General features: G+C 61.2%; 26 protein-coding genes and 1 pseudogene. 5 read left to right on the top strand and 22 right to left on the bottom strand.

Annotated elements, in window-relative coordinates; genetic code table 11:
• Window positions 1–188: 188 nt before the first annotated feature.
• The 3 genes from ACM61V_RS00195 to ACM61V_RS00185 all read right to left on the bottom strand — a co-directional run bounded on the left by ACM61V_RS00195 (window position 189) and on the right by ACM61V_RS00185 (window position 2,363).
• On the bottom strand, window positions 189–1,469 hold the full coding sequence (locus ACM61V_RS00195) for a Fic/DOC family protein (protein ID WP_419713708.1): 1,281 nt from the start codon (window positions 1,467–1,469) through the stop codon (window positions 189–191).
• A 3-nt stretch (window positions 1,470–1,472) separates the two neighbouring features.
• Window positions 1,473–1,733, bottom strand: coding sequence for a hypothetical protein (locus tag ACM61V_RS00190; RefSeq protein WP_313922277.1), 261 nt, complete (start codon window positions 1,731–1,733; stop codon window positions 1,473–1,475).
• A 150-nt stretch (window positions 1,734–1,883) separates the two neighbouring features.
• On the bottom strand, window positions 1,884–2,363 hold the full coding sequence (locus ACM61V_RS00185; RefSeq protein WP_419713707.1) for a zincin-like metallopeptidase domain-containing protein: 480 nt from the start codon (window positions 2,361–2,363) through the stop codon (window positions 1,884–1,886).
• Between ACM61V_RS00185 and ACM61V_RS00180 the strand changes: the two genes are divergently transcribed.
• Window positions 2,323–3,087, top strand: coding sequence for an IS6 family transposase (locus ACM61V_RS00180; protein ID WP_066522521.1), 765 nt, complete (start codon window positions 2,323–2,325; stop codon window positions 3,085–3,087). The two genes, ACM61V_RS00185 and ACM61V_RS00180, sit on opposite strands and share 41 nt — an antisense overlap.
• Window positions 3,088–3,132: 45 nt before the next feature.
• On the opposite strand, the pseudogene ACM61V_RS00175 reads toward ACM61V_RS00180, so the two are convergent.
• Window positions 3,133–3,687, bottom strand: a pseudogene (locus ACM61V_RS00175) (recombinase family protein); the annotation flags it as partial.
• A 140-nt stretch (window positions 3,688–3,827) separates the two neighbouring features.
• On the opposite strand from ACM61V_RS00175, the gene ACM61V_RS00170 reads away from it, so the two are divergent.
• A complete protein-coding gene (locus ACM61V_RS00170; RefSeq protein ID WP_419713706.1) occupies window positions 3,828–6,797 on the top strand; it encodes a Tn3 family transposase in 2,970 nt (989 codons plus the stop codon).
• A gap of 31 nt (window positions 6,798–6,828) precedes the next feature.
• Here the strand turns inward: ACM61V_RS00170 and ACM61V_RS00165 are convergent, their stop codons facing one another.
• The 9 genes from ACM61V_RS00165 to ACM61V_RS00125 form a co-directional block, all read right to left on the bottom strand.
• On the bottom strand, window positions 6,829–7,179 hold the full coding sequence (locus ACM61V_RS00165; RefSeq protein ID WP_419713705.1) for a hypothetical protein: 351 nt from the start codon (window positions 7,177–7,179) through the stop codon (window positions 6,829–6,831).
• Window positions 7,130–7,465, bottom strand: coding sequence for a single-stranded DNA-binding protein (locus ACM61V_RS00160; RefSeq protein ID WP_419713704.1), 336 nt, complete (start codon window positions 7,463–7,465; stop codon window positions 7,130–7,132). Before ACM61V_RS00160 ends, ACM61V_RS00165 begins: the two co-directional genes overlap by 50 nt.
• 469 nt (window positions 7,466–7,934) lie before the next feature.
• Window positions 7,935–8,339 carry a hypothetical protein gene (locus ACM61V_RS00155; RefSeq protein ID WP_419713703.1) on the bottom strand — a complete coding sequence of 135 codons (405 nt, stop codon included), beginning with the start codon at window positions 8,337–8,339 and terminating at the stop codon, window positions 7,935–7,937.
• Window positions 8,320–8,664: a type II toxin-antitoxin system prevent-host-death family antitoxin gene (locus tag ACM61V_RS00150; protein WP_419713702.1), complete on the bottom strand. Its 345-nt coding sequence runs from the start codon at window positions 8,662–8,664 to the stop codon at window positions 8,320–8,322. Before ACM61V_RS00150 ends, ACM61V_RS00155 begins: the two co-directional genes overlap by 20 nt.
• A gap of 33 nt (window positions 8,665–8,697) precedes the next feature.
• The gene (locus tag ACM61V_RS00145; protein WP_419713701.1) at window positions 8,698–9,069 is read right to left on the bottom strand and encodes a hypothetical protein; all 372 of its coding nucleotides are present in this window, start codon (window positions 9,067–9,069) and stop codon (window positions 8,698–8,700) included.
• On the bottom strand, window positions 9,063–9,578 hold the full coding sequence (locus tag ACM61V_RS00140) for a hypothetical protein (protein ID WP_419713700.1): 516 nt from the start codon (window positions 9,576–9,578) through the stop codon (window positions 9,063–9,065). The genes ACM61V_RS00145 and ACM61V_RS00140 overlap by 7 nt, the downstream gene beginning before the upstream one ends.
• Before the next feature lie 183 nt (window positions 9,579–9,761).
• Window positions 9,762–10,262, bottom strand: a complete 501-nt coding sequence (locus ACM61V_RS00135) for a DUF736 domain-containing protein (RefSeq protein WP_066044081.1) — start codon at window positions 10,260–10,262, stop codon at window positions 9,762–9,764.
• A 203-nt stretch (window positions 10,263–10,465) separates the two neighbouring features.
• The gene (locus ACM61V_RS00130; RefSeq protein WP_419713699.1) at window positions 10,466–10,816 is read right to left on the bottom strand and encodes a hypothetical protein; all 351 of its coding nucleotides are present in this window, start codon (window positions 10,814–10,816) and stop codon (window positions 10,466–10,468) included.
• Window positions 10,817–10,888: 72 nt separating this feature from the next.
• Complete coding sequence (locus tag ACM61V_RS00125; protein ID WP_120222518.1) at window positions 10,889–11,026, bottom strand: DUF3768 domain-containing protein; 138 nt, start codon at window positions 11,024–11,026, stop codon at window positions 10,889–10,891.
• Window positions 11,027–11,045: 19 nt separating this feature from the next.
• Here ACM61V_RS00125 and ACM61V_RS00120 point away from each other — a divergent pair, with 19 nt between their 5' ends.
• Entirely contained in the window at window positions 11,046–12,197 is a 1,152-nt protein-coding gene (locus ACM61V_RS00120; protein ID WP_022684655.1) for an IS110 family transposase, read from the top strand.
• A 188-nt stretch (window positions 12,198–12,385) separates the two neighbouring features.
• Window positions 12,386–12,928, top strand: a complete 543-nt coding sequence (locus ACM61V_RS00115) for a transposase (protein WP_419713698.1) — start codon at window positions 12,386–12,388, stop codon at window positions 12,926–12,928.
• Between the two features lie 256 nt (window positions 12,929–13,184).
• Here the strand turns inward: ACM61V_RS00115 and ACM61V_RS00110 are convergent, their stop codons facing one another.
• The 4 genes from ACM61V_RS00110 to ACM61V_RS00095 all read right to left on the bottom strand — a co-directional run bounded on the left by ACM61V_RS00110 (window position 13,185) and on the right by ACM61V_RS00095 (window position 17,317).
• Window positions 13,185–13,511, bottom strand: coding sequence for a hypothetical protein (locus ACM61V_RS00110; protein WP_419713697.1), 327 nt, complete (start codon window positions 13,509–13,511; stop codon window positions 13,185–13,187).
• Window positions 13,512–13,570: 59 nt separating this feature from the next.
• Window positions 13,571–15,244: an ATP-binding protein gene (locus ACM61V_RS00105; protein ID WP_419713696.1), complete on the bottom strand. Its 1,674-nt coding sequence runs from the start codon at window positions 15,242–15,244 to the stop codon at window positions 13,571–13,573.
• Between the two features lie 103 nt (window positions 15,245–15,347).
• Complete coding sequence (locus tag ACM61V_RS00100; RefSeq protein ID WP_419713695.1) at window positions 15,348–15,983, bottom strand: DUF7007 domain-containing protein; 636 nt, start codon at window positions 15,981–15,983, stop codon at window positions 15,348–15,350.
• Window positions 15,984–16,030: 47 nt separating this feature from the next.
• A complete protein-coding gene (locus ACM61V_RS00095) occupies window positions 16,031–17,317 on the bottom strand; it encodes a hypothetical protein (protein ID WP_419713694.1) in 1,287 nt (428 codons plus the stop codon).
• 67 nt (window positions 17,318–17,384) lie between these two features.
• Between ACM61V_RS00095 and ACM61V_RS00090 the strand changes: the two genes are divergently transcribed.
• The gene (locus ACM61V_RS00090) at window positions 17,385–17,882 is read left to right on the top strand and encodes a hypothetical protein (RefSeq protein ID WP_419713693.1); all 498 of its coding nucleotides are present in this window, start codon (window positions 17,385–17,387) and stop codon (window positions 17,880–17,882) included.
• Between the two features lie 7 nt (window positions 17,883–17,889).
• Here the strand turns inward: ACM61V_RS00090 and ACM61V_RS00085 are convergent, their stop codons facing one another.
• The 5 genes from ACM61V_RS00085 to ACM61V_RS00065 all read right to left on the bottom strand — a co-directional run bounded on the left by ACM61V_RS00085 (window position 17,890) and on the right by ACM61V_RS00065 (window position 21,360).
• On the bottom strand, window positions 17,890–18,384 hold the full coding sequence (locus ACM61V_RS00085) for an RES family NAD+ phosphorylase (protein WP_419713692.1): 495 nt from the start codon (window positions 18,382–18,384) through the stop codon (window positions 17,890–17,892).
• Window positions 18,385–18,388: 4 nt separating this feature from the next.
• On the bottom strand, window positions 18,389–18,739 hold the full coding sequence (locus ACM61V_RS00080; protein WP_054590611.1) for an antitoxin Xre/MbcA/ParS toxin-binding domain-containing protein: 351 nt from the start codon (window positions 18,737–18,739) through the stop codon (window positions 18,389–18,391).
• A 110-nt stretch (window positions 18,740–18,849) separates the two neighbouring features.
• On the bottom strand, window positions 18,850–19,050 hold the full coding sequence (locus ACM61V_RS00075; protein WP_058456862.1) for a hypothetical protein: 201 nt from the start codon (window positions 19,048–19,050) through the stop codon (window positions 18,850–18,852).
• Between the two features lie 16 nt (window positions 19,051–19,066).
• Window positions 19,067–19,441: a DUF6927 domain-containing protein gene (locus ACM61V_RS00070; RefSeq protein WP_419713691.1), complete on the bottom strand. Its 375-nt coding sequence runs from the start codon at window positions 19,439–19,441 to the stop codon at window positions 19,067–19,069.
• On the bottom strand, window positions 19,438–21,360 hold the full coding sequence (locus ACM61V_RS00065) for a reverse transcriptase domain-containing protein (protein WP_024018999.1): 1,923 nt from the start codon (window positions 21,358–21,360) through the stop codon (window positions 19,438–19,440). The genes ACM61V_RS00070 and ACM61V_RS00065 overlap by 4 nt, the downstream gene beginning before the upstream one ends.
• Between the last annotated feature and the right edge of the window lie 278 nt (window positions 21,361–21,638).

Genomic DNA, 21,638 nt, shown 5'->3' with positions numbered 1-21,638 from the left:
GAGCGCGTCGGCCTGGCCGAACTTGTCGTGCAACTCGGTCCTGTCGATTATGCTTCGGGAACGAAAGGGCAGGTGCCCTTGGTGTTCCCCCGGTGGCAGCTGCCACCACCAACGGCGCGCGGCCTGGGCCGCTCGATCCTATGTGGCAGCTGGCAAATCCAAAAGCGCGCGGCCAAGGCCGCACACTCTTAGCGTTCGCGGCCCTTGGTTTGCTCGGTAGGCTGCGGCGTTGCCCTGCCTTCGCGCAACGCGGCTATCACATTGGCTTTTGCGGTTTCTCCCGCCGCCGCAATCTGATCCTTTGGCACGCCCCGCTGGGCGGCGTCAGCGAGCCGCTTGTCAATGGCGGCTTGGAACGGCGCCAATCTTTCATCGGCCCGATTCTGGTCGGGTGTGTTTTTCTGGAATTGCTCGGCAAGGCGTAGATCAACTTGACTGACGCCGGGAGGCATCGCCTGCAATCGAAGCGCGCGATCGGCGGCTTGAATGTCGCGATCGTTCATGTTCGTAAGAAAGACAGCAGCGCCGCCGCTGATCGCGCGAACCCGTTGTAGTGGGTCCATACCCTCCGACCAATTGACCTCGATCTGGTGATAGCGGCGCTGCTCGATCATCTGCAAATGATGCATCGGCCCTTTCGGATCTCGGAAGAAAGCAAGCTCCTGAGCCGAACGTGTCGCCAGCTGGCGCATGTCTGCCGACGTTTCGGCAATCCGGTTCAACTGCTCAACCTGCCTAGAAGCCACAGCCTGCGCCGTGGGCAAGTATCGGCTGATCTGTTCCTTGGCCTGCTCGATGCTCATGGAACGGCCTTCGCCTGCGGGCATCAGCGATTCCATAGAAGGCGGCAACGCAATGCCACCTGGGCCGCGCAAAGGCTCCGTGCGGTTGTGTTCCAATGGCATCGCATCGCGAATGACTTTGGTGAGCGATGCATGATTGCCGGTGTGAAAGCTGTCTTTGCTCGCATCCATCCAGTCTTTTGGCGCGATGGCCTGGATTGAAAGAAACTTCTCAGCTGCCACGGAATGAAGCTGCAAATGCAGCCGCATGGTGCGGCCATTCCCTTCGCGGAAAGGATGGATGGCGTTCAGCTCTGAAATGTGCCGCCCCATGGCGTCGGCAAAACGGTCGCGATCCATGGCTTTGAGCGCTGCAAGGTCGGGCAGCTTGCCAAACTCATGCTCGATGCTGTGCGGTACGAAATGCGCCCGTGCAAAGGTGCTGCCGGGTTTGCTTATGTCCACATTTCGGAATTTACCGGCCCAATCATAAACGTCCTGAAACAGATGTTTATGAAGGTCGCGATACTCGCGCGCCGTCGAAGCGGGCGCGGCGCGCTGAACCAACAGCTCGCCATGCCTGAATACCGAGAAGAAGGCTTCCCGCTCTTTGAGAATGTTATCGTCGCGCAGTCCCAGCTTATTCCGAAGAACGGTGCTGTTTTGCCAAGTGTATGGGTCAATCACCTGTCATGCAGCGAGTTTCTGGCGATTCAGGACTTCACGATTATATTCCTGTGCCAGCCCAATCGCTACATCGACGGGTATTTCGGTTTCCACCAACAACAAGCAAAACGCATGATCGTTGGAAAGCAATTCTAACCCTTCGATCTTGACATTTGCGATAGCTTCGCAATAAGCATCCATCACAGCAGGCAAATCTTCTTGCCGCCGGGGATTATAGCCCATCGCCTTGATCTTACTGCGGTAGGTGTCGATGATATGTTCCATTTTGCACCTGAAAACGACCTTCTCCCGACCATAGTTAAAATTTCGGGATATGTATATAAACCACATTGAATCGCCCCCAAAAATACCCCTTTGGGAGTAAGCCGCCGCGCTTGCGCGGCGGCTTTTGTTTTGCCGTGGAACGGGCGGCGTTCAACTCCCTTGGTCGGTCATGATCGCCAGGAGATAATCGGCGGCATTCTGAGCCTCGCGAGCGGCCTCGAAAATGGCGCGTTTATCATTGCGAAGAGCGGTCAACCAATGCTCAATATATGCGGCATGATCCTCACGATCCTCGACCTTGAAGCCGATAATCGCGCCGATAAAACAGGCTCCCAATTCCGCGACAAGTTCGTCCCGCGCATAGTCTGCGCGGTTCGTTGAAATCAGAGTCTTACGGTTTAAGCGGCTCTCATGTCCTGCAAGATGCACCGCCTCATGTGCCAGCGTGGCGTAATAATCATCTGCGGAATGGAAAACCTCGAATGGCGGCATCTGAATAAAATCCGCGCGAGGATCATAGTAGGGGCTCTGTTGCAAACTCTGATGCGGTTGCCAAGGTTGGGCCCTTGGATTGGTAAGGTCGGTTGTGATGGACGATTTCAAAGGGCGGCATTTTACCGGAGAAGTCATCCTATGGGCGGTCCGCTGGTACTGCCGGTACGGCATCAGCTACCGTGATCTCGAGGAAATGCTGGCGGATCGTGGCATCGATGTCGATCACACGACCATCTATCGCTGGGTGCAGCGCTATGCGCCGGAGATGGAGAAGCGGTTGCGCTGGTTCTGGCGGCGGGGCTTTGATCCGAGTTGGCGTCTGGATGAGACCTACGTCAGGGTTCGGGGCAAATGGACCTACCTGTACCGGGCGGTCGACAAACGGGGCGACACGATCGACTTCTTCCTTTCGTCGACCCGCAGCGCCAAAGCCGCGAAGCGCTTTCTGGGCAAAGCCCTTCGCGGATTGAAGGACTGGGAGAAGCCAACGAAACTCAACACCGACAAGGCACCAAGCTACGGCGCCGCAATCGCCGAGTTGAAACGAGAAGGGAAGCTCGCCGAGGAAACCGAACACCGGCAGGTAAAATATCTGAACAACGTGATCGAGGCCGATCATGGCAAGCTCAAGATGCTGATCAAGCCCGTGCGTGGTTTCAAATCGATGCCGACAGCCTATGCCACGATCAAGGGCTTCGAGGTCATGCGCGCCCTGCGCAAAGGGCAGGCCCGGGCATGGTGCCTGCAGCCAGGGATCAGGGGAGAGGTGCGTCTGATCGAAAGATCATTTGGCATTGGCCCCTCGGTCATGACCGAGGCCATGGACGTGCTCAATCAGCATTTCGCCAATGCTGCCTGATCCCCCAACAGGGTGACGCCGCTCGGCAGTCCCCCATGTTTGCAACAGAGCCAGGCGGCGCATTTCGCGATAGATGGTGGATCTGCCGATGCCGAGTTGCCGTGCTGCCTCTGTCGGCGAGATACGGGCTTCGACCAGTTTGATGGCCGCATCCACCTTGGACATGTCGAGCGGCTGACGGCCAGGCTGCTTGCCCTTGGCGCGTGCAGCGGCGATCCCATCGCGGGTCCGCTCAGAGATTAGCCGCCGCTCGAAATGGGCGATAGCTCCGAACACATGGAAGATGAGTTCGCCGGCGGCCGACGAGGTGTCGATTTTTTCCTCAAGACTCAGGAGGGCGATGCCTTGGCTGCGCAAAGTTTCGACTGTGGCGAGCAGTTCAGTCAGCGAACGCCCAAGCCGATCGAGGCGGACCACGGCGAGCGTGTCACCCTTGCGGGCATAGGCGATCAGTTCGGCCAGTCCAGGCCGCTCCATGCTTTTTCCCGATATTACATCGGTGAACACCTTGATGGCGCCGGCATTCTCCAGTCGCATGGTCTGGCCCGCCACATCCTGATCGCCGGTGCTGACGCGGGCGTAGCCCAGAATGCCGCCCATCTATCGTGTCTCCCAAACGGTCGTTCTGTGGACGCTCTGAAGGGCGACCGCTTCACCCCGCCCATAGCCGTCCACATACTATGTCTCTTTACTCATGGCTGTCCATAGGCGCAGTTGACCTTTTGTGGACGGGAATCGGCATGACGAAGCGCAAGCATCAACTCCTGACCGAGAGCGAGCGCAATCAGATCCTTGCCATCCCGACCGATCGCGACCACTTGGCTCGGCTCTACACCTTCGAGCCTGCGGACATCGAGATCATCGGCGCGCGACGGGAACGACGGAACCAGTTGGGCGTCGCGCTGCAACTCGCGCTCTTGCGCCACCCGGGCATCACACTGGCGCAGTTGATACAGAACAGGGGAGCGATGCCCCATGATCTCGCCGCCTTCGTCGCAGAACAGCTTGGCCTGCGCGTCACGGATCTGGCTGACTATGCGGCGAGGGACCAGACCATGACGGACCATGCTCGCGAGCTAGCCGCGCGCTTGGGACTGCGAGGGCCGACGCGTGCCGATATTCCGTTCATGATCGAAGCGGCCACGAAAACGGCATGGGCGACCGACAAGGGGATGACGATAGCGACCGGTGTTGTCACCGCCCTTCGTGAGGCCCGGATTCTGCTGCCGTCCATCTCCACCATCGAGCGTGCCAGCAGCGCGGGGCGCGCGCGTGCCCGCAAGCAAGCCGCCTATGCCCTGATCGACGATCTCAGCGCTGAACAGGTCCACGCCCTCGACCAGCTCTTTGACGACGCCGGGGGCATGAGCCAGCTCGCTTCGCTCAAGACCATTCCCATCGCGGCAAGGCCCGATCATATCCGCCAGATTCTCGACCGCCTGCGGCAAGTGCGGAAGATCGGCATCTCCCCGGACGTGGCTGGCCGCATCCACGCGGACCGCTTCCGGCAATATGTCCGGGAAGGCCGTGCATCGCCTGCCTATATGATCGAGCGATACGTTCCCTCCCGGCGGCGCGCCACGCTGGTTGCCTTCCTGCTCGATCTTGAAGAGCAGCTGACCGACAGCGCTCTGGAGATGGCGGACAAGCTGATCGGCAGCATCTTCACCCGCGCGAAGAATGCCCAGGCGCGTAGCTATGCCGCCACATCGAAGAACGTGGCGCGGCTGATGCTGATCTTTCGCAGAACGATCGATGCGCTGACCGATGCGGTCGATACTGGCGAAGATCCAATTGAGGTCCTGGACGCATCGGTCGGGTGGAACACCCTGATGAAGGCGAGGCCGGAAGTGGCGAGCATCGCGGAAACCGCCAACCTCGATCCGCTGACGGTCGCGGCCGACCGCTATGCGACGTTACGCAAGTTCGCCCCCGACCTGCTTGAGACGCTCCAGTTCAGGGCCGGAAAGGGCAGTGCGAAAACGATCGCTGCCATCGAAATGCTGCGCGACCTCAACAGGTCGGGCAAACGCGATCTTCCTACCGACGCTCCGATGCCCTTCCGTAAAGAATGGCGAAAAATCGTCGTTGGCGATAACGGCAAGATCAACCGGCGGCTCTGGGAAATCGCAACGATCGCGCATCTGCGCAACAAGTTGCGTTCGGGGGATGTCTGGGTGGAGCGATCGGCGGGATACCGCCAGTTCGACAGCTACCTGCTCAGCGAACCGAAGGCGAAGCCAATCGTGTCGGCTCTTGGTCTGCCACCCACAGCCAGCGAATGGCTCGAACAACGGGGCCGCGAACTGGACTGGCGACTGAAGAAATTTGCCCAGCGCCTGAAGCGCGACGCTCTGGAGGGTGTGCGGTTCCGCGACGGCCGCCTCCAGATATCCCCGGTTCGCACGATCGCGATGCCCGATGCCGAAGCGCTGGCTGACCGGCTCGATGCGATGATGCCCCGCATCCGCATCACCGAGCTGCTGCATGAAGTGGCGCAGGAAACCGGCTTTCTTGCTGCATTCACGAACCTGCGCACCGGCGAAGCGTGCCCCAACGAAAACGCGCTGCTCGCCACCATCCTTGCGGATGCCACCAATCTCGGCCTGTCGCGCATGGCTGCCGCGAGCCAGGGCGTGACGCGCGACCAGCTCCTGTGGACCCATGACGCCTATATCCGCGACGACAGCTACTGCGCGGCGCTGGCCGTGCTCATCAACGCGCATCACCGCCTGCTATTCTCGCGCGTATGGGGCGACGGCACAACGTCCAGTTCCGATGGCCAGTTCTTCAGGGGCGCGAAGCGCGGTGCATCGGGCGGCGATATCAACGCCCGCTATGGCGTCGATCATGGCTTCAGCTTCTACACTCATGTTTCCGACCAGCGTGCGCCTTACCACGTCAACGTGATCTCTGCCGCGACGCATGAGGCACCCTATGTTCTCGACGGCCTCACCAGCCACGGCACCGATCTGAAAATCGTCGAGCATTACACCGACACTGGCGGGGCGACCGATCATGTCTTCGCCCTGTGCGCGATGCTGGGATTTCGCTTCTGCCCGCGCCTGCGCGACTTTCCAGACCGGCGCCTCGCGCCGATCGCGCCGGTTAAGGCCTATCCGGCCATCGCCCCGCTAATGGGCAAGCGTATCCGCACCGACATCATCGCTGAACAATGGGATGACGTGCTGCGCCTCGTCGGCTCGATCAAGGCCGGCCATGTCGCGCCATCGGTCATGCTGCGAAAGCTCGCCGCGTACGAACGGCAGAACCAACTCGACGTCGCGCTACAGGAAATCGGCAAGATCGAGCGAACCCTGTTCATGCTGGACTGGCTGGAAAATCCCGATCTGCGCCAGCGATGCCATGCTGGTCTCAACAACAGCGAACAACGCCATGCCCTGACGCAGGCAATCTACACCTTCCGCCAAGGCCGGATCATCGACCGCAGCCATGAGGCGCAACAATATCGGGCATCCGGCCTCAATCTAGTCATCGCCGCGATCGTCTACTGGAACACGATCTACATGGATGCTGCCGCCCAGCATCTACGATCAACCTCGGTCGCGGTGCCTGATTATCTGCTCGCCCATACGTCCCCCGTGGGTTGGGAGCATATTGCCTTCTCCGGCGATTTCCTCTGGGATCGCGCAGCCGCTTCCGCTGGCCGCAAGGCCCTCAATCTCCCGCCGGATAGCCGCGTCGCATAAGCGTTCGCTGATTGTTCGCCCTTAGCGTTGTTTAGCGTACCATCCACGCTATGCCCTCATGAGCAGCAAACGTCTCGATACCCTCGCCGATCTGGTTCGCCATGGCCTCAATGCACAGGTTGAATGTCTCGGATGCCACCGCGTTGTGATCGTCCCCGCAACCAAACTGCGAGACCGATGCTTTGCCAAATCCATTCCGATGAAACTGGAGATCGTTGCGCGACACCTGCGCTGCAGCTGCGGCCACCGTGGGACGAAGCTGGACGCCACCGGCGTCCAGCTTTCGCCATCGTGACAAGGTGTTGGGCGACGCTTGCGCGCCGCCCTGCCGTTCAGAGAAACTCGACGTTCTCTGCGATGATCTCGCAGCCATAGCGGTCATTGCCTTCGGCGTCCTGCCAGCGCGAGTAGTGGATGCGGCCCGTCACGGCGAGTTGGTCACCCTTGGCCTTGTGCTGGCGCAGCGGGAGCCCGAGGCCATTGAAGACGGTGACCTTGTGGAATTCGGCATCCTTGACCGGGTAGCCGGTTTCCGGATCCTTCTGGACCTTGCCGTCGCGGATGACCGGACGTTCGGTCACGAGGATCAGTTCGGTGATGCGGGTGTCGCTGCGATCGCGGACAACGGGATCCTTGGCGAGACGGCCGACGAGGTTGACGATGTTCATTGCAAGAGCCTCCTTGATGCCGACGGCTCGTCCGCCGGTGCCCTTATCGAGCCTCGGCGGGAGAGCTGGGACACCGCGCGCCTTCGCGCGCGGGAAACCTCGGAAATCGAGGTGGTGCGGGCAGCCCGGCTTGCCGGGCAACACGGCTCGCATTTCTGCAGGTTGGCCCTAAGCTCGACCAGAGAGGCATGGGCACTGGACGGCGGACGTGCTGTTGGCACAGGGGCTGATTGCGTGCCTGGACATCAACCTCGCCGCGTCTCGGCTTGCTGCTATCAAGGATGATCGCAGGACTGATTGTCCGTTTTCGCTGATTTCGGTGAGCGAATAGTCCCTTTGCGGCAGTAGTCCGGAACACCTGACCTTGGCTATCTGGGGTGCCGATCCGCAAGGTTGGCACCACTGGCCTGGCGCTGATGCACAATCGGACAAGGCCCCAAGGGGGCTGCCTGTCTGCACGTTGCGCCAATCAATCCCGATCGACGGGAGCTGATCTCCAGGCTGCTATGGCATCGATGATCTTTGCCGTGAACCGCGGTGGGAGTCGTCCGGCAATGTATCCGGGCTGCTTCATCAGGGGTCTGATGTCGAACCCGGGCCAGGTGAACCGGTTGAATTCCGAAATGACGATGGCGCTACCGGGAGCCAGGCCAGCTGTGCGCGCAGTCTCATCGGGGATCACGATGGCGTTCTTGCGCCCCTCACCCTTGGTCGTGATCGCGGCGACCAGATAGCGTGACCCCTCCACACCCACGACGACGACAAAGCGTTCCTTGACGCCCTCGTCGCGGCCTTGGCGCTGCTCTTCCTCGAAGAGGTAGACGTATCGGAGGATATGGCCTGCGGCGGGGCGGTCAGTCTTCCCAGCGGTCATTGGCGAGTTCGCTGTCCGAGGGCCGTGCATTGGCGAAAGCTTGGCGGTCGGCTTCGGTCATGTCGGACGAAGCGACAGCTTCGATATTCATGTGATCTGCGATCATACCGCGCGCCGCCTGTTCAAGATGGCGGAAATATTCGCTATCTGCGATCACATGCCGCTCGCGGCCATGGCTGGTCAGGACGACCGGCTGTTTGGTTGCGAGATCGAGGAACTCGCCGGTGTTGTTGTGAAACCGGGTCAGGGGAACCCTAGGGTGCTCGTTCGCCGCCGCTGGCATGGTGGTATCTCCTCTTGGCACCAAAATAGCAATTATTGCCAAAATAGCAAGTTTTCTGTGGCGACCCCAGCTGCGCTAGCTGTCCACCTCTGTTACCGGCAGCTCCGGCAACAAGGGGACGAGGCCCGCATCAATCGCAAAGTCCAGAGTCCGTGCGAGGCGGCAGGCTCGAGCGATTGACCCGTCTGGAACATCGAGCGCCCTTTCAATGTGCCCAAGGGTTTCGCCAGCGCCCGGCGCACAGACCGCGTGAAGCTTGCCCGGTTCTGCGGTGATGGCAAAGGGCCAGGTCATCGCGACGCCGACAATCCCTTCATCGAGAATGAGCAGAGTATCGCCAGCAGCGATAGTCTCGTCGGTCTGCACGGCGTCGTAGGCATTGCCCGTCGAAGCGAACGCATGGATCCGCCAGGCGCTGAAGGCGAAGCGCTCGCTGTCGGTCAGCATGGCAGGCCCCCTTCAGAAAAGGCGCGCTGCGCCGCTTCCGGAAAGGCTGCGGTGAGGTTGCGGTGGAGCGGCCCGGAGGACGCCGGAAAGAATGCGCCGGTGCTGCTCGGCCGTGTGATCCGCAGCGCGCTTGCGACGGCATCCAAGACGAAACCCGCCAGCTGATCGCTGACCGTCAGCTTGCCGAATTCAGGCGGTGCAAACCCGGCCTGATGCCAGAAGGCGATGCCGGTCTCGAGGGCCTCGAGATAGCTGGCATGGCTGCCATCGTCCTGCTCATTGTCGATGCTCGCCTCGACCGTCCGGTAGGTTCCGAAATCATGAGCGTTAGCCTTGATACGCAGGGTCACGCCCGGAGGCGGAGGCCCAGCCACCGCGATCAGCGCAGCCCTGTAGAGCATGGCTTCTGCGGTATTCACGAGGTCGAAGTTCTGGGTGTGGCCGATCTGCGCACAGTCTTCGTTCCACGGAGCCCCGCCAAGATCGAGAGTCCAGTTTGTCTGTGCCATTCAAGCCTCCTTTGCTTGAACGGCACCTCCCCTTCTCTCTCGCAGGCAGAGTTTCCGCTGCAGGTCGGCTCGGCTTGCAAGCACCGGGCAAAAGAAAAGGCCCGCCCGCGACGAATGCGCGGACGGGCCTTCCCGATGTGACCGGCGCGGGTCGCGGCACCGGTCACCGGGGGCTTGTCCCGGTCAGGCGTCGACGCTCGCGCGCGTCTTGCCCTTGGGTGCCGGAGCAGTGCTGTCGCCCAGACCGTCGCCGGTGGCAGCAGCGCTGTCAACGCTGCGGTCGCTGGCCGGTTCGTCGCCGGTGGCAGTCAGCGGCGGCAGGGCGCCTTCACTCTCGCTGCCGAAGCCGTCGAGCGAGGCCTTGGGCTTCGAGCGGCGCCAGGCGACGTTGTAGCTGCCATCGTTCTGCTGGAACATGGCGACCGGGATCGGCGCCGAGAGGCTGGGATCGTCGATCTGGCCCGAGAGGAAGCACTCGCCGGTCTCGTTCGACGAGTATTCCCAGAGCGCGCCGATCTTGACCCAGCTGCGGCGGTCCGCCGAGAGCGCCATGAGGTCGAACTTGGGTGCCCGCTCGTTGGTGGATTCGAAGGCCCGCAGCGCAACCGTCGCGCTGAAGGTCAGGGTGGTGATGCGGCCGATGTGAACGCCTTCTGCGTTGGCCTTGAGGGTGCCGATGTTCATGTCGAAGTTCTCCTGATGCCGTCCGAACCCCTTGTTCGGAACACCTTCTCCCATCCCCCCTCTCCTCCGGGCCTCTGGCCCGGCCCGTGCGCCAGCCACCGCAGGCGCGCGTCATCCTGTCCAGCCCAGAGGGCTGAGGAGTCTCGATAGGTGGATTGGGGCTGAACCGGCCCTGCTTCGAGCCAGGCGCGGTCTGTACCGACCTAAGGTTCGGGCTCGGACCCGTCCTTGATCTGGTTGAGGCGCGCCATAAACGCCTTGGCTTCGAGCTGATTGGGTCCATCGCGCGTGGCGAGGCAGGCCATCCTGTCGATCTCGAGCTGTGCGGCAAGACTTGCCTCGATATGGCAATAGGGCTCGAGCGCGCGGATTGCGTCAACCGCTCGGGGCAGCTCGCCGAAAGCGGTTCCGACCCATACGAGTTCGATTTCCTCCCCGTCTTCGTCAGGAGCGCTCAGAACCTGCGCGAAATAGGTCTGAAGCGGTCGGTCCCATCCGACATAGGCACTGGCAGCAGCAATCCCGTCACGAAGCGGTACTTTGTGCCTGCTCATGCGCTCGTTACCTCCCCACCCTTAACTGGGCCGATGCCCCGCGGCGCACTGACATGTCAGCCCCTGAACTCATCAGTAGTCCGCTGGCCGCATCAGCGTGATGACGCGCCGTGTCATCGCTGGATTGGCCGGATCCTCGGACCCAAATGCCAGTTCGGTGTCGTAATAGATCCTATGCAGGCCGGATCGGCTATGCCGTTGTTCCGTCAAACCTCACGGAGAACGCTACATGGAGAACTCGTCGTCAGATTACTGCCCCAAGACTTCTGTCATTGTCAGCGTTGAGCTCAGCAAGCGCAACTGGCTTGTTGCTTCGCTCTCGCCAGGAGCGGCGAAGCCTTCGCTACGGACAATTCCTGCCGGGAACAGCGCGGAACTGATCAGTCACCTTCGCAATCTTGAGTGCAAGGCCGCTGATCGTATCGGTGAACCTGCCGCCATTCGCCTGTGCTTCGAGATTGGATATGATGGCTTCTGGCTCGCAAGGCTACTGCGGTCGAACGACATCGATACATATGTGCTGGATCCCGCCAGCTTCCTCGTGTCGCGGCGAGGCAGGCGCGCAAAAACCGACCGCATCGACGCCGAAGCCATGATCGGGATCCTCAAAGCCTATCTCGCTGGCGACAAAAGCGTGTGCCGGGTCGTGGACGTGCCCTCCCCCGAAGAAGAGGACGCACGCAGAGTAATGCGGGAGCGCGGCGATCTCGTGCACGAGCGCACCCGAATTATCTCTCGGATCAGGGGGCTACTTGCATTACAGGGCATACGAACTGTCAAGGCCATCAAGGGTGGTGACTGGTCAAAACAGCTCGACGACACGCGCACCGGCGATGGGCGGCCTTTGCCACCAAACCTTCGTCGACAAATTGAGCGCTGTTTCGAACGGCTCGCGTTGCTCAACGATCAGATCAAGGACATCGAGCGGAACCGCGCTGAAGTTGTGCTCCATGAGGAGTCTACCTTCCCATGCCGAGAGAAAGCGGTTCGCCTTGAGCAGCTGAAGGGCATTGGTCCGAACAGCGCGGCAATGTTGGTTGCAGAGGTTTTTTGCCGAAAGTTCGAAAGCCGACGACACGTCGCGGCCTTCCTTGGGTTAGCTCCGGCGCCCTTCGCCAGCGGCGACGTGTCGCGTGATCAGGGCATCAGCAAAGCCGGTAACCGAAGCACACGTGTGCAGATGGTGGAACTTGCCTGGTGTTGGTTGAAATATCAGCCAAGTAGCGAACTGACCGTTTGGTATCGCAACCGGTTCAAAGGCAACGGCGCTCGCGCGGCAAAGGTGGGGATCGTTGCGCTCGCCCGAAAATTGTTAATCGCGCTTTGGCGCTTTGTGGAGACCGGTCTGGTCCCTCAAGGTGCCGAGCTCCGCGCCGCCTGATGCTTATGTTGCAACAGGCTCGATAAGGCGACGCGGATTGGTGTGATGTGTGACCGGGAAAGTTGATGGCGCCTGAAAACGCCCAGTAGTAGTTTGGTCCGCATCCGCCTTTGCTCGATCCGGGGATGTGAATACGGATTATGGTGCGCGGGCACGGCCGCGACCGGATACAAGTCTATGCACGGATAGTGCATCAGCTGACCTCGGAACGAATGAAGCCAATCCTTGAGCATTGCGTGTGGGGGCTCCCAACCCGTCAACAGAAGGAACCGTTCAATGCGATCTTGACAAGGCCCGGATCATACAAGTCTACCTTCCCATGCCGAGAGAAAGCGGTTCGCCTTGAGCAGCTGAAGGGCATTGGTCCGAACAGCGCGGCAATGTTGGTTGCAGAGGTTTTTTGCCGAAAGTTCGAAAGCCGACGACACGTCGCGGCCTTCCTTGGGTTAGCTCCGGCGCCCTTCGCCAGCGGCGACGTGTCGCGTGATCAGGGCATCAGCAAAGCCGGTAACCGAAGCACACGTGTGCAGATGGTGGAACTTGCCTGGTGTTGGTTGAAATATCAGCCAAGTAGCGAACTGACCGTTTGGTATCGCAACCGGTTCAAAGGCAACGGCGCTCGCGCGGCAAAGGTGGGGATCGTTGCGCTCGCCCGAAAATTGTTAATCGCGCTTTGGCGCTTTGTGGAGACCGGTCTGGTCCCTCAAGGTGCCGAGCTCCGCGCCGCCTGATGCTTATGTTGCAACAGGCTCGATAAGGCGACGCGGATTGGTGTGATGTGTGACCGGGAAAGTTGATGGCGCCTGAAAACGCCCAGTAGTAGTTTGGTCCGCATCCGCCTTTGCTCGATCCGGGGATGTGAATACGGATTATGGTGCGCGGGCACGGCCGCGACCGGATACAAGTCTATGCACGGATAGTGCATCAGCTGACCTCGGAACGAATGAAGCCAATCCTTGAGCATTGCGTGTGGGGGCTCCCAACCCGTCAACAGAAGGAACCGTTCAATGCGATCTTGACAAGGCCCGGATCATACAAATCGACTTTCATCAGCACCTTGATGCCATCGACATCCATGCTTGCAAAGTCTCGCTCGGGCGAATCCGGGGCGAAGGTGCAATGGCGCAGAGCGGCCATCAACCGAGCCTGAACCATCATGCTTTGTGCCACGGTGTCGCCGCCGAATTCTGCAAGCAACCCGGAGGTCATGACGATGCGGGCCGTTCGGTCACGGCCCTGGCGCGCGGCATCATTGAGCAGCGCAATGCGCTCGGTGCGTTGCCGCGCGCAAGTGAGGTCAGATGTGTCATGCATTGGAGGCCTCCTCCTGATCCAAGAGACGACGAGCGGACAACCGGACGGCCTCGCGGGACTCAGTCCGCAGGTTGAAAAGCGGAAAGCTGAACATCGATCGCGGTCCCGGCAGCAACGGTAATGGCAACCTGCCGGTCCTTGGGAATGACCCAGAGGATGCCGGCAAGCGTGTCGCGGATACGCGCCGCAATGGCCTCGTCCTCGCCGAGCAGCACCCGGGCCGCGAGCTCGCGCGCATCGCGCAAGAAGTGCTCGTGCTGGGTGTCCCAGGAGTCGGCCTCGCTGTCGTCGTTCGCGCAGAAACAGACGTTCTCGATCAGATCGACCAGCGTTTCAGGAGTCAGCGCCGGACCCGGAACATAGGCAATGCGGATCTGGTCGATGCCGCTGTACCAGCCATCCTCGCCGACGACGAAGGCGACATCTGCCGAGATCCGTTCCTCGCGCTGCGTTTCGCTGGAGCGGTGGAAGACACAGAACCGCAGTTCGATCGTCTCGGCACGCACATGGTCCTCGATCGGAGCGAAGCTGCCGTTCTCGGCGATAACGTGGCCCTGCTCCCCCGCTTCAACATAGAAGCGCACGTTGCCGAGCTGATGCAGCGCGTCATACCAGCCATAGCCAGCGTATGCGGGATGGTTCTCGACGAGGTGCGGGCGCAAGGGGTGGTCGCGCAGCGCGCGCTCCAGTCCCTGGGCAATATCGGGCTCAAGATCCGCGACAAGGATCGTGTCCGCACCTGCTGCGATTTCCTCATACTCGACATTGACGTTGTCGCTCTCCGCAATGGCAGCATGCCAGCGGGGCAGGCAGGGGTCGGCCTCCGGTAGGGCAACCCCAAGATCGCGCGCTTCCTTCCAGTTCTCGAAGGAAAGCCGGTGCTGGCCTCTGTGCGTCAGCGCGGCATAGATCGTGCGCCTGCAGGCCGCCTGAAGCGCCGCAAAGGCGGCATTCTCGACGAATTCCTTGCGCGCCGGGAGCACAAGGGCAAGGCCCGGGGTGGCCCCGATATCGAGCCGGGCATGGTATGTTTTGCCGCCAAGGCTCTCCGAGACGCTGGCAAGCTTGCGGGTGAGCACCATCCCATGGAAATTCGTGGTGGGGTCCTGGTGGTATTCGCGCCCTTCGAACACGCCGATCTGGCTGCCGTTCCACTCGGCGATGTAGATTGCTTTGGCGAGAAAGTCCTCGCGTGGCATTTCCGTGCCATTGAAGAACACCGGCAGCGGGTAGAACTTCGCGACCTCGCGCAGAATCCGCTCGGTGGTCTGCTCGCTCACGCCGGGCATCAGGAAGCTGATTGTCGTCCCGATGGGGCGAGCAAGGGGCTGCACGGCAATGTCCTGCGCACCGGTCCAGCCATCCGCTGGAACATGGACCGACCATCCGATGTCGACATCGGTATGACGCGAGCTGATCCGGGTTTCCTTGCCCGCCAGGCTGAAGACACCCATGCCTGCCGGGTCTTCGGCTTCATGGATGTGCTGGTTCCAGCCCGAATCCCCCAGCGCAATCATGGTCTGGGGATCGGCGACGCCGCTTCCATCATCGACAAGGGTCAGTCGCGCTCCGTCCTGATCTGCGCAGCAGGTGATATCAATCCGGGAAGCGCCCGCGCGGCGACTGTTCTGGAGGAGCTCCCCCAGAATATCGCCGATGGTACCGTTGAAAAGGCGCGTGACTTTGGTGATCGTCTTCGGGCTGACGCTGGGCCGGATAACTGTCGGGTTCATGGCAAGGGGTCCTTCATCGCACTGGTTCGCCCTTCCCCTCCCCCTTCCCTTCAGATCGGCGGATTGATGCCTGGCCAGAGCCGGGCGACCTTCGGCGAGCTCATCAGCCCACTCGTTTGGGCCGCAGGGCCTCAGGCATCGGGATCACTTCGTGCGCCGTATCGCGCAGCGCCGTGACCTCGCCGCGCGCGGCGTAGAGGTCCTTGGCGATCAGCGCGCAGACTTCGGCCTCGCCATAGGTTGGCCGGCCAAGGTGATCGACGCGTTCGACTTGCCGGGCAATCACGCCGACCTTGCCTTCCGGCACCCATTCGGCCCAATCGCCCCAGGCGCTGGTGACGCAGAATTCGCCGATCGCGGCGATGTAGGCCTTGCGCGCTCGCAGGATCGCGCAAAGCTTCTCCTCTACGGCCTCGCCGGTAAAGGCGCTGAAGCGATCCGGGTGCCAGCATCGGGCAGTATCGCGGGCAAGCTGAAGGAAGCCTGCGGAACAGGATCCCTGCCCTTCAAGCTCGCTGGTGAAGGCCAGGATCGGGAGCGACCAGTCGCAGTCTTCCTCGTAGGACCCGCCCTCGATCGTTAGCGCCGGCGGCATGGCGGCCTGCCTCTGTTCGGACAGAATGATGCCGCCGTGGCTGGCGGTCATAACGGACCATATGCCGGGTGCCAGTTGATCGGCCTGCTGGACAGCACCCCAGATCGATGTCGATGGGCGCGGCGACGGAGCAAAGCATGGCATGAGCGAACTCTCCTTCTTCAGGTTCGCTCAAATCCTCCCCCTCCCCTTCACTCGAGAATGCGGCGGGCTTCGCTGATAATTGCCTCAGGCGACACGCTGCTCACCGGCAGGGATACGACAAGCCCGGCCTGACAGAGACGCTCGCGCTCGATGCTGCGTAGCTCAAGATAGTCAGCATCATCCGACTGCAGGATCTGGAGCGCGAACTTGCATTCAACCCCGCTATGCTCATCGAGCAGCGCCACCAAGAAATCCGGCCTCGCCGAGCCAGCATCCAGCGTGATGTCAAAGAGGACCTTCTTGACTGCCATCCTGACACCGAGGCGGCGCAGTTCATACTGGGCCTGTTGGAGCGCGCGCAGCACATCGCGATCGTGGTCGCGCTCGGCGGGCACGAACTGGTTTCCGCTGAACACAGGCTGGGCATAGGCCCGCAGCGCAAGGTATCCTTCGCGCCGGCTGTGCTCGCCGACGACAGCAAGCACCAGAAACGGTGGCTCGACCTCGGCGCGGATGATCCCGGTATGCTGGATGCGGTTGCGGATTTCGACGGTGCCGAGCCCCGTCACGACCTCGCTCGACGTCACCTCGCTCGCTTCGAGAAGCAGAAAGGCCTGCGGCGCAAACTCGAGCGGCCAGGTCTCGGCGGCAGAGCGTAACCGGGCATGGACACGCCGCTTCTCGTAATCGATGGCGTTGGTGTAGAGGTGATCCGACAGCCGAATGCCCGGGGCGATCTCGAGGCCCTCGGCTGCGCGCTTGAGGTGCCGCATTTCTGCGCTGATCGAGCCTTCGCGTCGGCCACTGGGCGGCAATTCGCGCAGGACGTTTGCACCTGCCCGCTCGAGCAGCAGCCAGAGTAGCTTGCCCAGGCGCGGGATCGCGACGCCGCGTGAGCGGTCGTCAGGCTCGATGTCCTCTGGCCTCTGTGCGAGCTTCTCCGGTGCCTTCTGGTGCGCGCTGAACAGGCCCTTGGGAAGGCCGATAGCGTAAAGCGAGTCCTTTGCGGTCTCGCGGATGCGCGGTGGCGCCTGCGGCAGATGAAACGGGCAGCCTGAATCGTGGCCTGGCCGCGAGGTAAGGCGCCTGAGATAGTAGGTTTCCTGAAAACTGAGATAGGCCGCGCTCATCAGCGGCGGCGGACGCTCTGCCCCAAGGCAATCGCAGGCGATCCACTTGTGGTTCTCGCGCGCGGTGGAGACCAGTGAGACCGATGCGCGGTGGTCGGCCTCGCTGCCCCGGCCAGTATACCAGCGCACCAGCGCAGCCTTCAGCTCGTCGCTGATGGCGACCCTGCCGGTCTTTCCTGTGGTGTCCTTACCTACCAGCCACATGCATGGTGACGCCTTGACCCTGTTGTTTGTTCATGATATGTTCACAATCTGCAGGAGCCCATGAATAATGAACAAGGTCTTTGATATCGGCAAGTTCGACCTCGATGTCACGCTGCGCGACGCGGCACTGGATCCCAATTGCCGTCCAACCAAGCGTATGCTCGCCAATGCCTCGATCGGAGTGGAGCCGTTCGATGCCTATTACTCAGCGCGCGAGCTCTATGAGACCTTGCAGGGCGTGTTTCAGGGCCTGCCCAATGCCAAGGCTCGGCTAACGCAGATCCTGTCCTGCCATTGCGATGACTATCAGCGCTGCCTCTACTATGCGCTGGCAGGGCGCGGAGTGGTCCAGATGCTCGACGATCTCGAATGGCTCTTTGAGCTCCTCGGGCCGCGGTGCCAGATGTCGGGTTACATTCTGCGCTCGGGCCAGCACCCGGCACCGATGCTCAACCCTTACGTCTCGTCAGAGCCTGATGGCCCTGTTCCTGCCCGCAATGCCCACTTTACCGAAGGCCCATCGTGGTATCTCGATCCCGGCCTCGGAGGGATGATCGACGAATAAGAGGCCATCAGTTATTGCGAAGGCCAAGTCGGTCGTCGTCATCAACAAGCGTGATGCGCCCGTCCCAGTCCCACAGAACAAGATTGAGCGCGTCCGCGGGGGCACCGCGGGCGTAGCTCGGGACAACGATGCCAGCATAGCCTTGCGCGATCGCGGCCTCCGCCAGGTCCTGCGTCGGGACCGGTTTGCCGGAGAGCATCCGATCACGCCATGACGGGTCGGCGAGCTCAGCCGGTGTGATGCCGAAGGGATGCAATGCAGCCGTGTCCCGGCCATCGAGCAGCGGCCCGATGTCGGCCTGATAGGCGACCAGCGTGGTGGGCTGGAGGGTGCCAACCTGATTGGCCTCGCGCAGCGCGGTCTCAGGGGCGAGGGAAGTATAGAGCGCGATGCGCCCCATGCGATTGAATCGTCCGCCAAATCGGGCGGCCCCCTCCCCTGAGAGGGGTTCACGGGACCAGACCGGATTGTGGGCGCGGTAGAGCAGCCCGGTAAAGTGCATTGGACTAAGCGTGGACGCCGGCGTCGACCGCGTCGATATAGGTCAGCACGTCATCGGCCCGGTTGCTCTGCACCAGCTGCATGGCAGTCTGGCCCGAGAAGCCGGGCAGTGGTTCCGAGCGGTACCAGGCGTAGGCCAGCAGCGCAGAACCGAAGCGCGGCTCGACCTTGTTGAGCACCTCGACCATCTGGCGAAGGCGGCGCTGGGTGCGATCAGAGGCGATCCGGTCCTTGCGCTGGATCGCATCCTTGCCGAGGCCCAGCGAGCGTGCGAGTTCGTCGCTGGTCGTCCGCAGCGCGTCGACGATCTTGCGCGGAGCAAACGCGCCGTTGTCAGCGTAGTTTTGAATCGCCATTGCACTTTCCCATGAAATCTGACGCGATATAGCGTCAAATCTTGCGGTAATCAAGGTTTGGGTGTCAGACCCAGCAGGTGTTCCGGTTTTGCCGAAGAGGTTACCCGCTCTTACAGAACCACGACCTGCAATTCGATTGCACCGGCAAGGCCCTCTTCTGCAGGCAGAACGCAGAAGGGCTGGAGCTTGCTGTCCGTCCTCACCACGGCATGGCTCTGCCCGGAATTTGCGGTCATCCGAATGGCGACACGCTCGGCATTGGCGCGCCCGCACAGGATCGCCCTTCTGGGGTCCAGGCTCTGAGGCAGCATGATCACCTCCCGAGCGTTACGGCGTTGCCGGGAAGAATGTGCGAACCGCGCGCTTTGGGGGCACGACTTCAAATCGGCGCTCCATCAATCTGCTGATGCGAAACCGGCCTCGGCCATCGGGCGTGCTGAGTTCAATTTTCGCGCCGCGCTTTGTCACCCTGAATTCAGCGTGTTCGCTGCCGTCGGTGAACTTCATGGGTTCAGGCAGCCGGATCATATCGCCATCGGCGATCTTGCGTTCCTTGAGCCGGAGCTGGCGGTAGCACCGGTTCCGCCAGTCAAGGGCATAAGGGTGACTGGTTGGCCCCAACTCCTCGAGGATACTTCTGGGACACCCGGCCTCGACCGGCCCTGAATTTTCATCCAGTCGGGTAGGATTGGTGCTGCTCATGGAGTCAGCCCTGATCCCCCCGCCGAACCGCACGTGCAGCTTTCACCGCATGCGGCTCTCCACTGTGACGAACCATCACTTTGCCGTAGATCGGGCAGGCGGCCTCTGTGAGTATCCCAGTGGCATTGCTCGCACAGGACCACCGTCCTGCGGGCGCGTGCCACCTTCATTCTCACGACAAAACCGCGGTGCGAAACATCGGCCATCCCCCGGATATGGTGCACCTGACACGGAACATCGGATCGACCGCAAGCCTCGCATTGCTTGGCATTCTGACGATCAACCCAGTCCGTACGTGAGTGGGTGAACACCTGCGTCCAAGGCTGGATATCAATCCTGGACGAGGTGGCCGGATCACGTTTCAGATGAGCCAGTTTCCAGACTTTGACCGATCGGGGCTGGCCATCGACGTCGTAGCCGATGGTGAATTCCTGCCCCGTCCTCATGCGGGCCACGACCGCTCGCACATTGGTTTTGTGCTTGCTGGCCAAGGTCTTGAACAAGCTCCACCGCTGGAGAAACTCAAGCCTGTTCAGCTTGAAGCTCACATCCTTGGCGAGAGCATAGTAGTTCGCAAAACCCCGCAATTCGGCGTTGTAAGCTAGGACGATCTCAACGTCGCTGCAGCTGAGCAGCAGGCTACGATGACGCGGCTTCAACACCGACAGATCACCATAACCTTTTGCAGAAGCGAACGCGTGGACCTTCTCCCAAGGGACATGCAGCTGCATCACTTCCGACGGCGGCCTACGAAGGAAGCTGACGGAACCTTGTCGGCTCCGGACAACCCGTTGGCGTGTCGTATATGTGCGGACCTCATATCCAAGGAAGGCGGCTCCATCGCTCGCCTTGCGGATACCGCTTTTCTCCTCGGACACCGTGAGCGCCAGCGCCTCGGTCAGGAATGCCCTGACTTCGGCGAACACGCTTCGTGCATCCTCCTTGCTACCGATAACCCCAATCATGAAGTCGTCCGCGTAGCGACAGTAACGAAGTCGGCGATAACCGGGGTCCATCGCGTCTCTCGACGGGATGGACCGCTTTTGCGGCAGTAAGGTTTGGATTTTGGCCAAGGAGGCCGCAACCTTCACCTCGTCGACATTGTCTTTGGCCCGCAGCATGGTGACGCGCTTCCGTTGTTTCTGGATGCGCCCAGCCAGTCGCCCATATTCCGGGTTCGTGGCACGGACCTTCCCCCTCTCGAAAGCCGCGATCCGTTCCGCCATGAACATATCGAGTTCATGGAGGTAGATGTTGGCCAAGATTGGAGAGACGATACCGCCCTGCGGAGTGCCGCTGTAGGTCCGGGTGTGAACCCGGTCTTCCATAACACCCGCCTTAAGCATGCTGCCGATCAAGCCGATGAATTTCTCGTCATCGATCCTTTTCCGCAGCAGCCGCAGGAGGATGTCGTGGTCGATGTTCTCGAAGAACCCCGCGACATCCACATCTACGAGCCATTTCACCCCCGTCCATACGGCTTTGACGTGTTCAAGCGCCGTATGACACGACCGGCCCGGCCGGAATCCATGGGAGGCGTTCGAGAACACCGGTTCATAGATCCGTTCGAGCAGTTGCCGCGCCACTTCCTGAACGAGGCGGTCGTCGCGCGTGGGAATACCCAGCGGACGCCGTTTGCCCTTGCCTTTCGGGATAAACACCCGACGCACTGGTTTGGGATCATAGGTCCCTGCCGTCACGCTGGCGATAATCGGGTCGAGGTCTTCCGGTCCGAAGTCCGCGAAGGTCTCGCCGTCAATACCCGGCGTCATCGCACCCTTGTTGGATCCGATCTTCTGGAGCCCCTCCTCCCAAAGGAGGCGAGACCCCATCAGACGATAGAGTCCATTCACCCTTTTGCCCGACGCAACGAGCGCCGGAATGGCCTCCAACCGGCCTTTCACAGTTTCTGGCAGCATCAGCACACCCCATGATCGGTGGTTGAAGAATCACAGCTGCCGCCCTTCCCCCGGTCTTCCCCGCTTTCGGCCCGATCGCTCGAGACCTTATACAGTTGCACCGCCGCCTCCGAAGAGGTCGATGTCCCGGGCATTACCCCGGGCATTTGAGTAATATGGCGGCTCCGTACCCATGCAGGCCGGCAGAAGCCGCCTGTTTAGGGCATCCCGTAGTTACGCTGAATGGAGATGCGGCGCGGTTAGGTGTCCCGTTCGTCCACTAAACCCCTCGACGAGAG

The organism is Sphingomonas sp. TX0543, assembly GCF_048565505.1.
Taxonomy (GTDB): Bacteria; Pseudomonadota; Alphaproteobacteria; order Sphingomonadales; family Sphingomonadaceae; genus Sphingomonas.
This window is presented reverse-complemented; position numbering and strand designations above follow the sequence as displayed.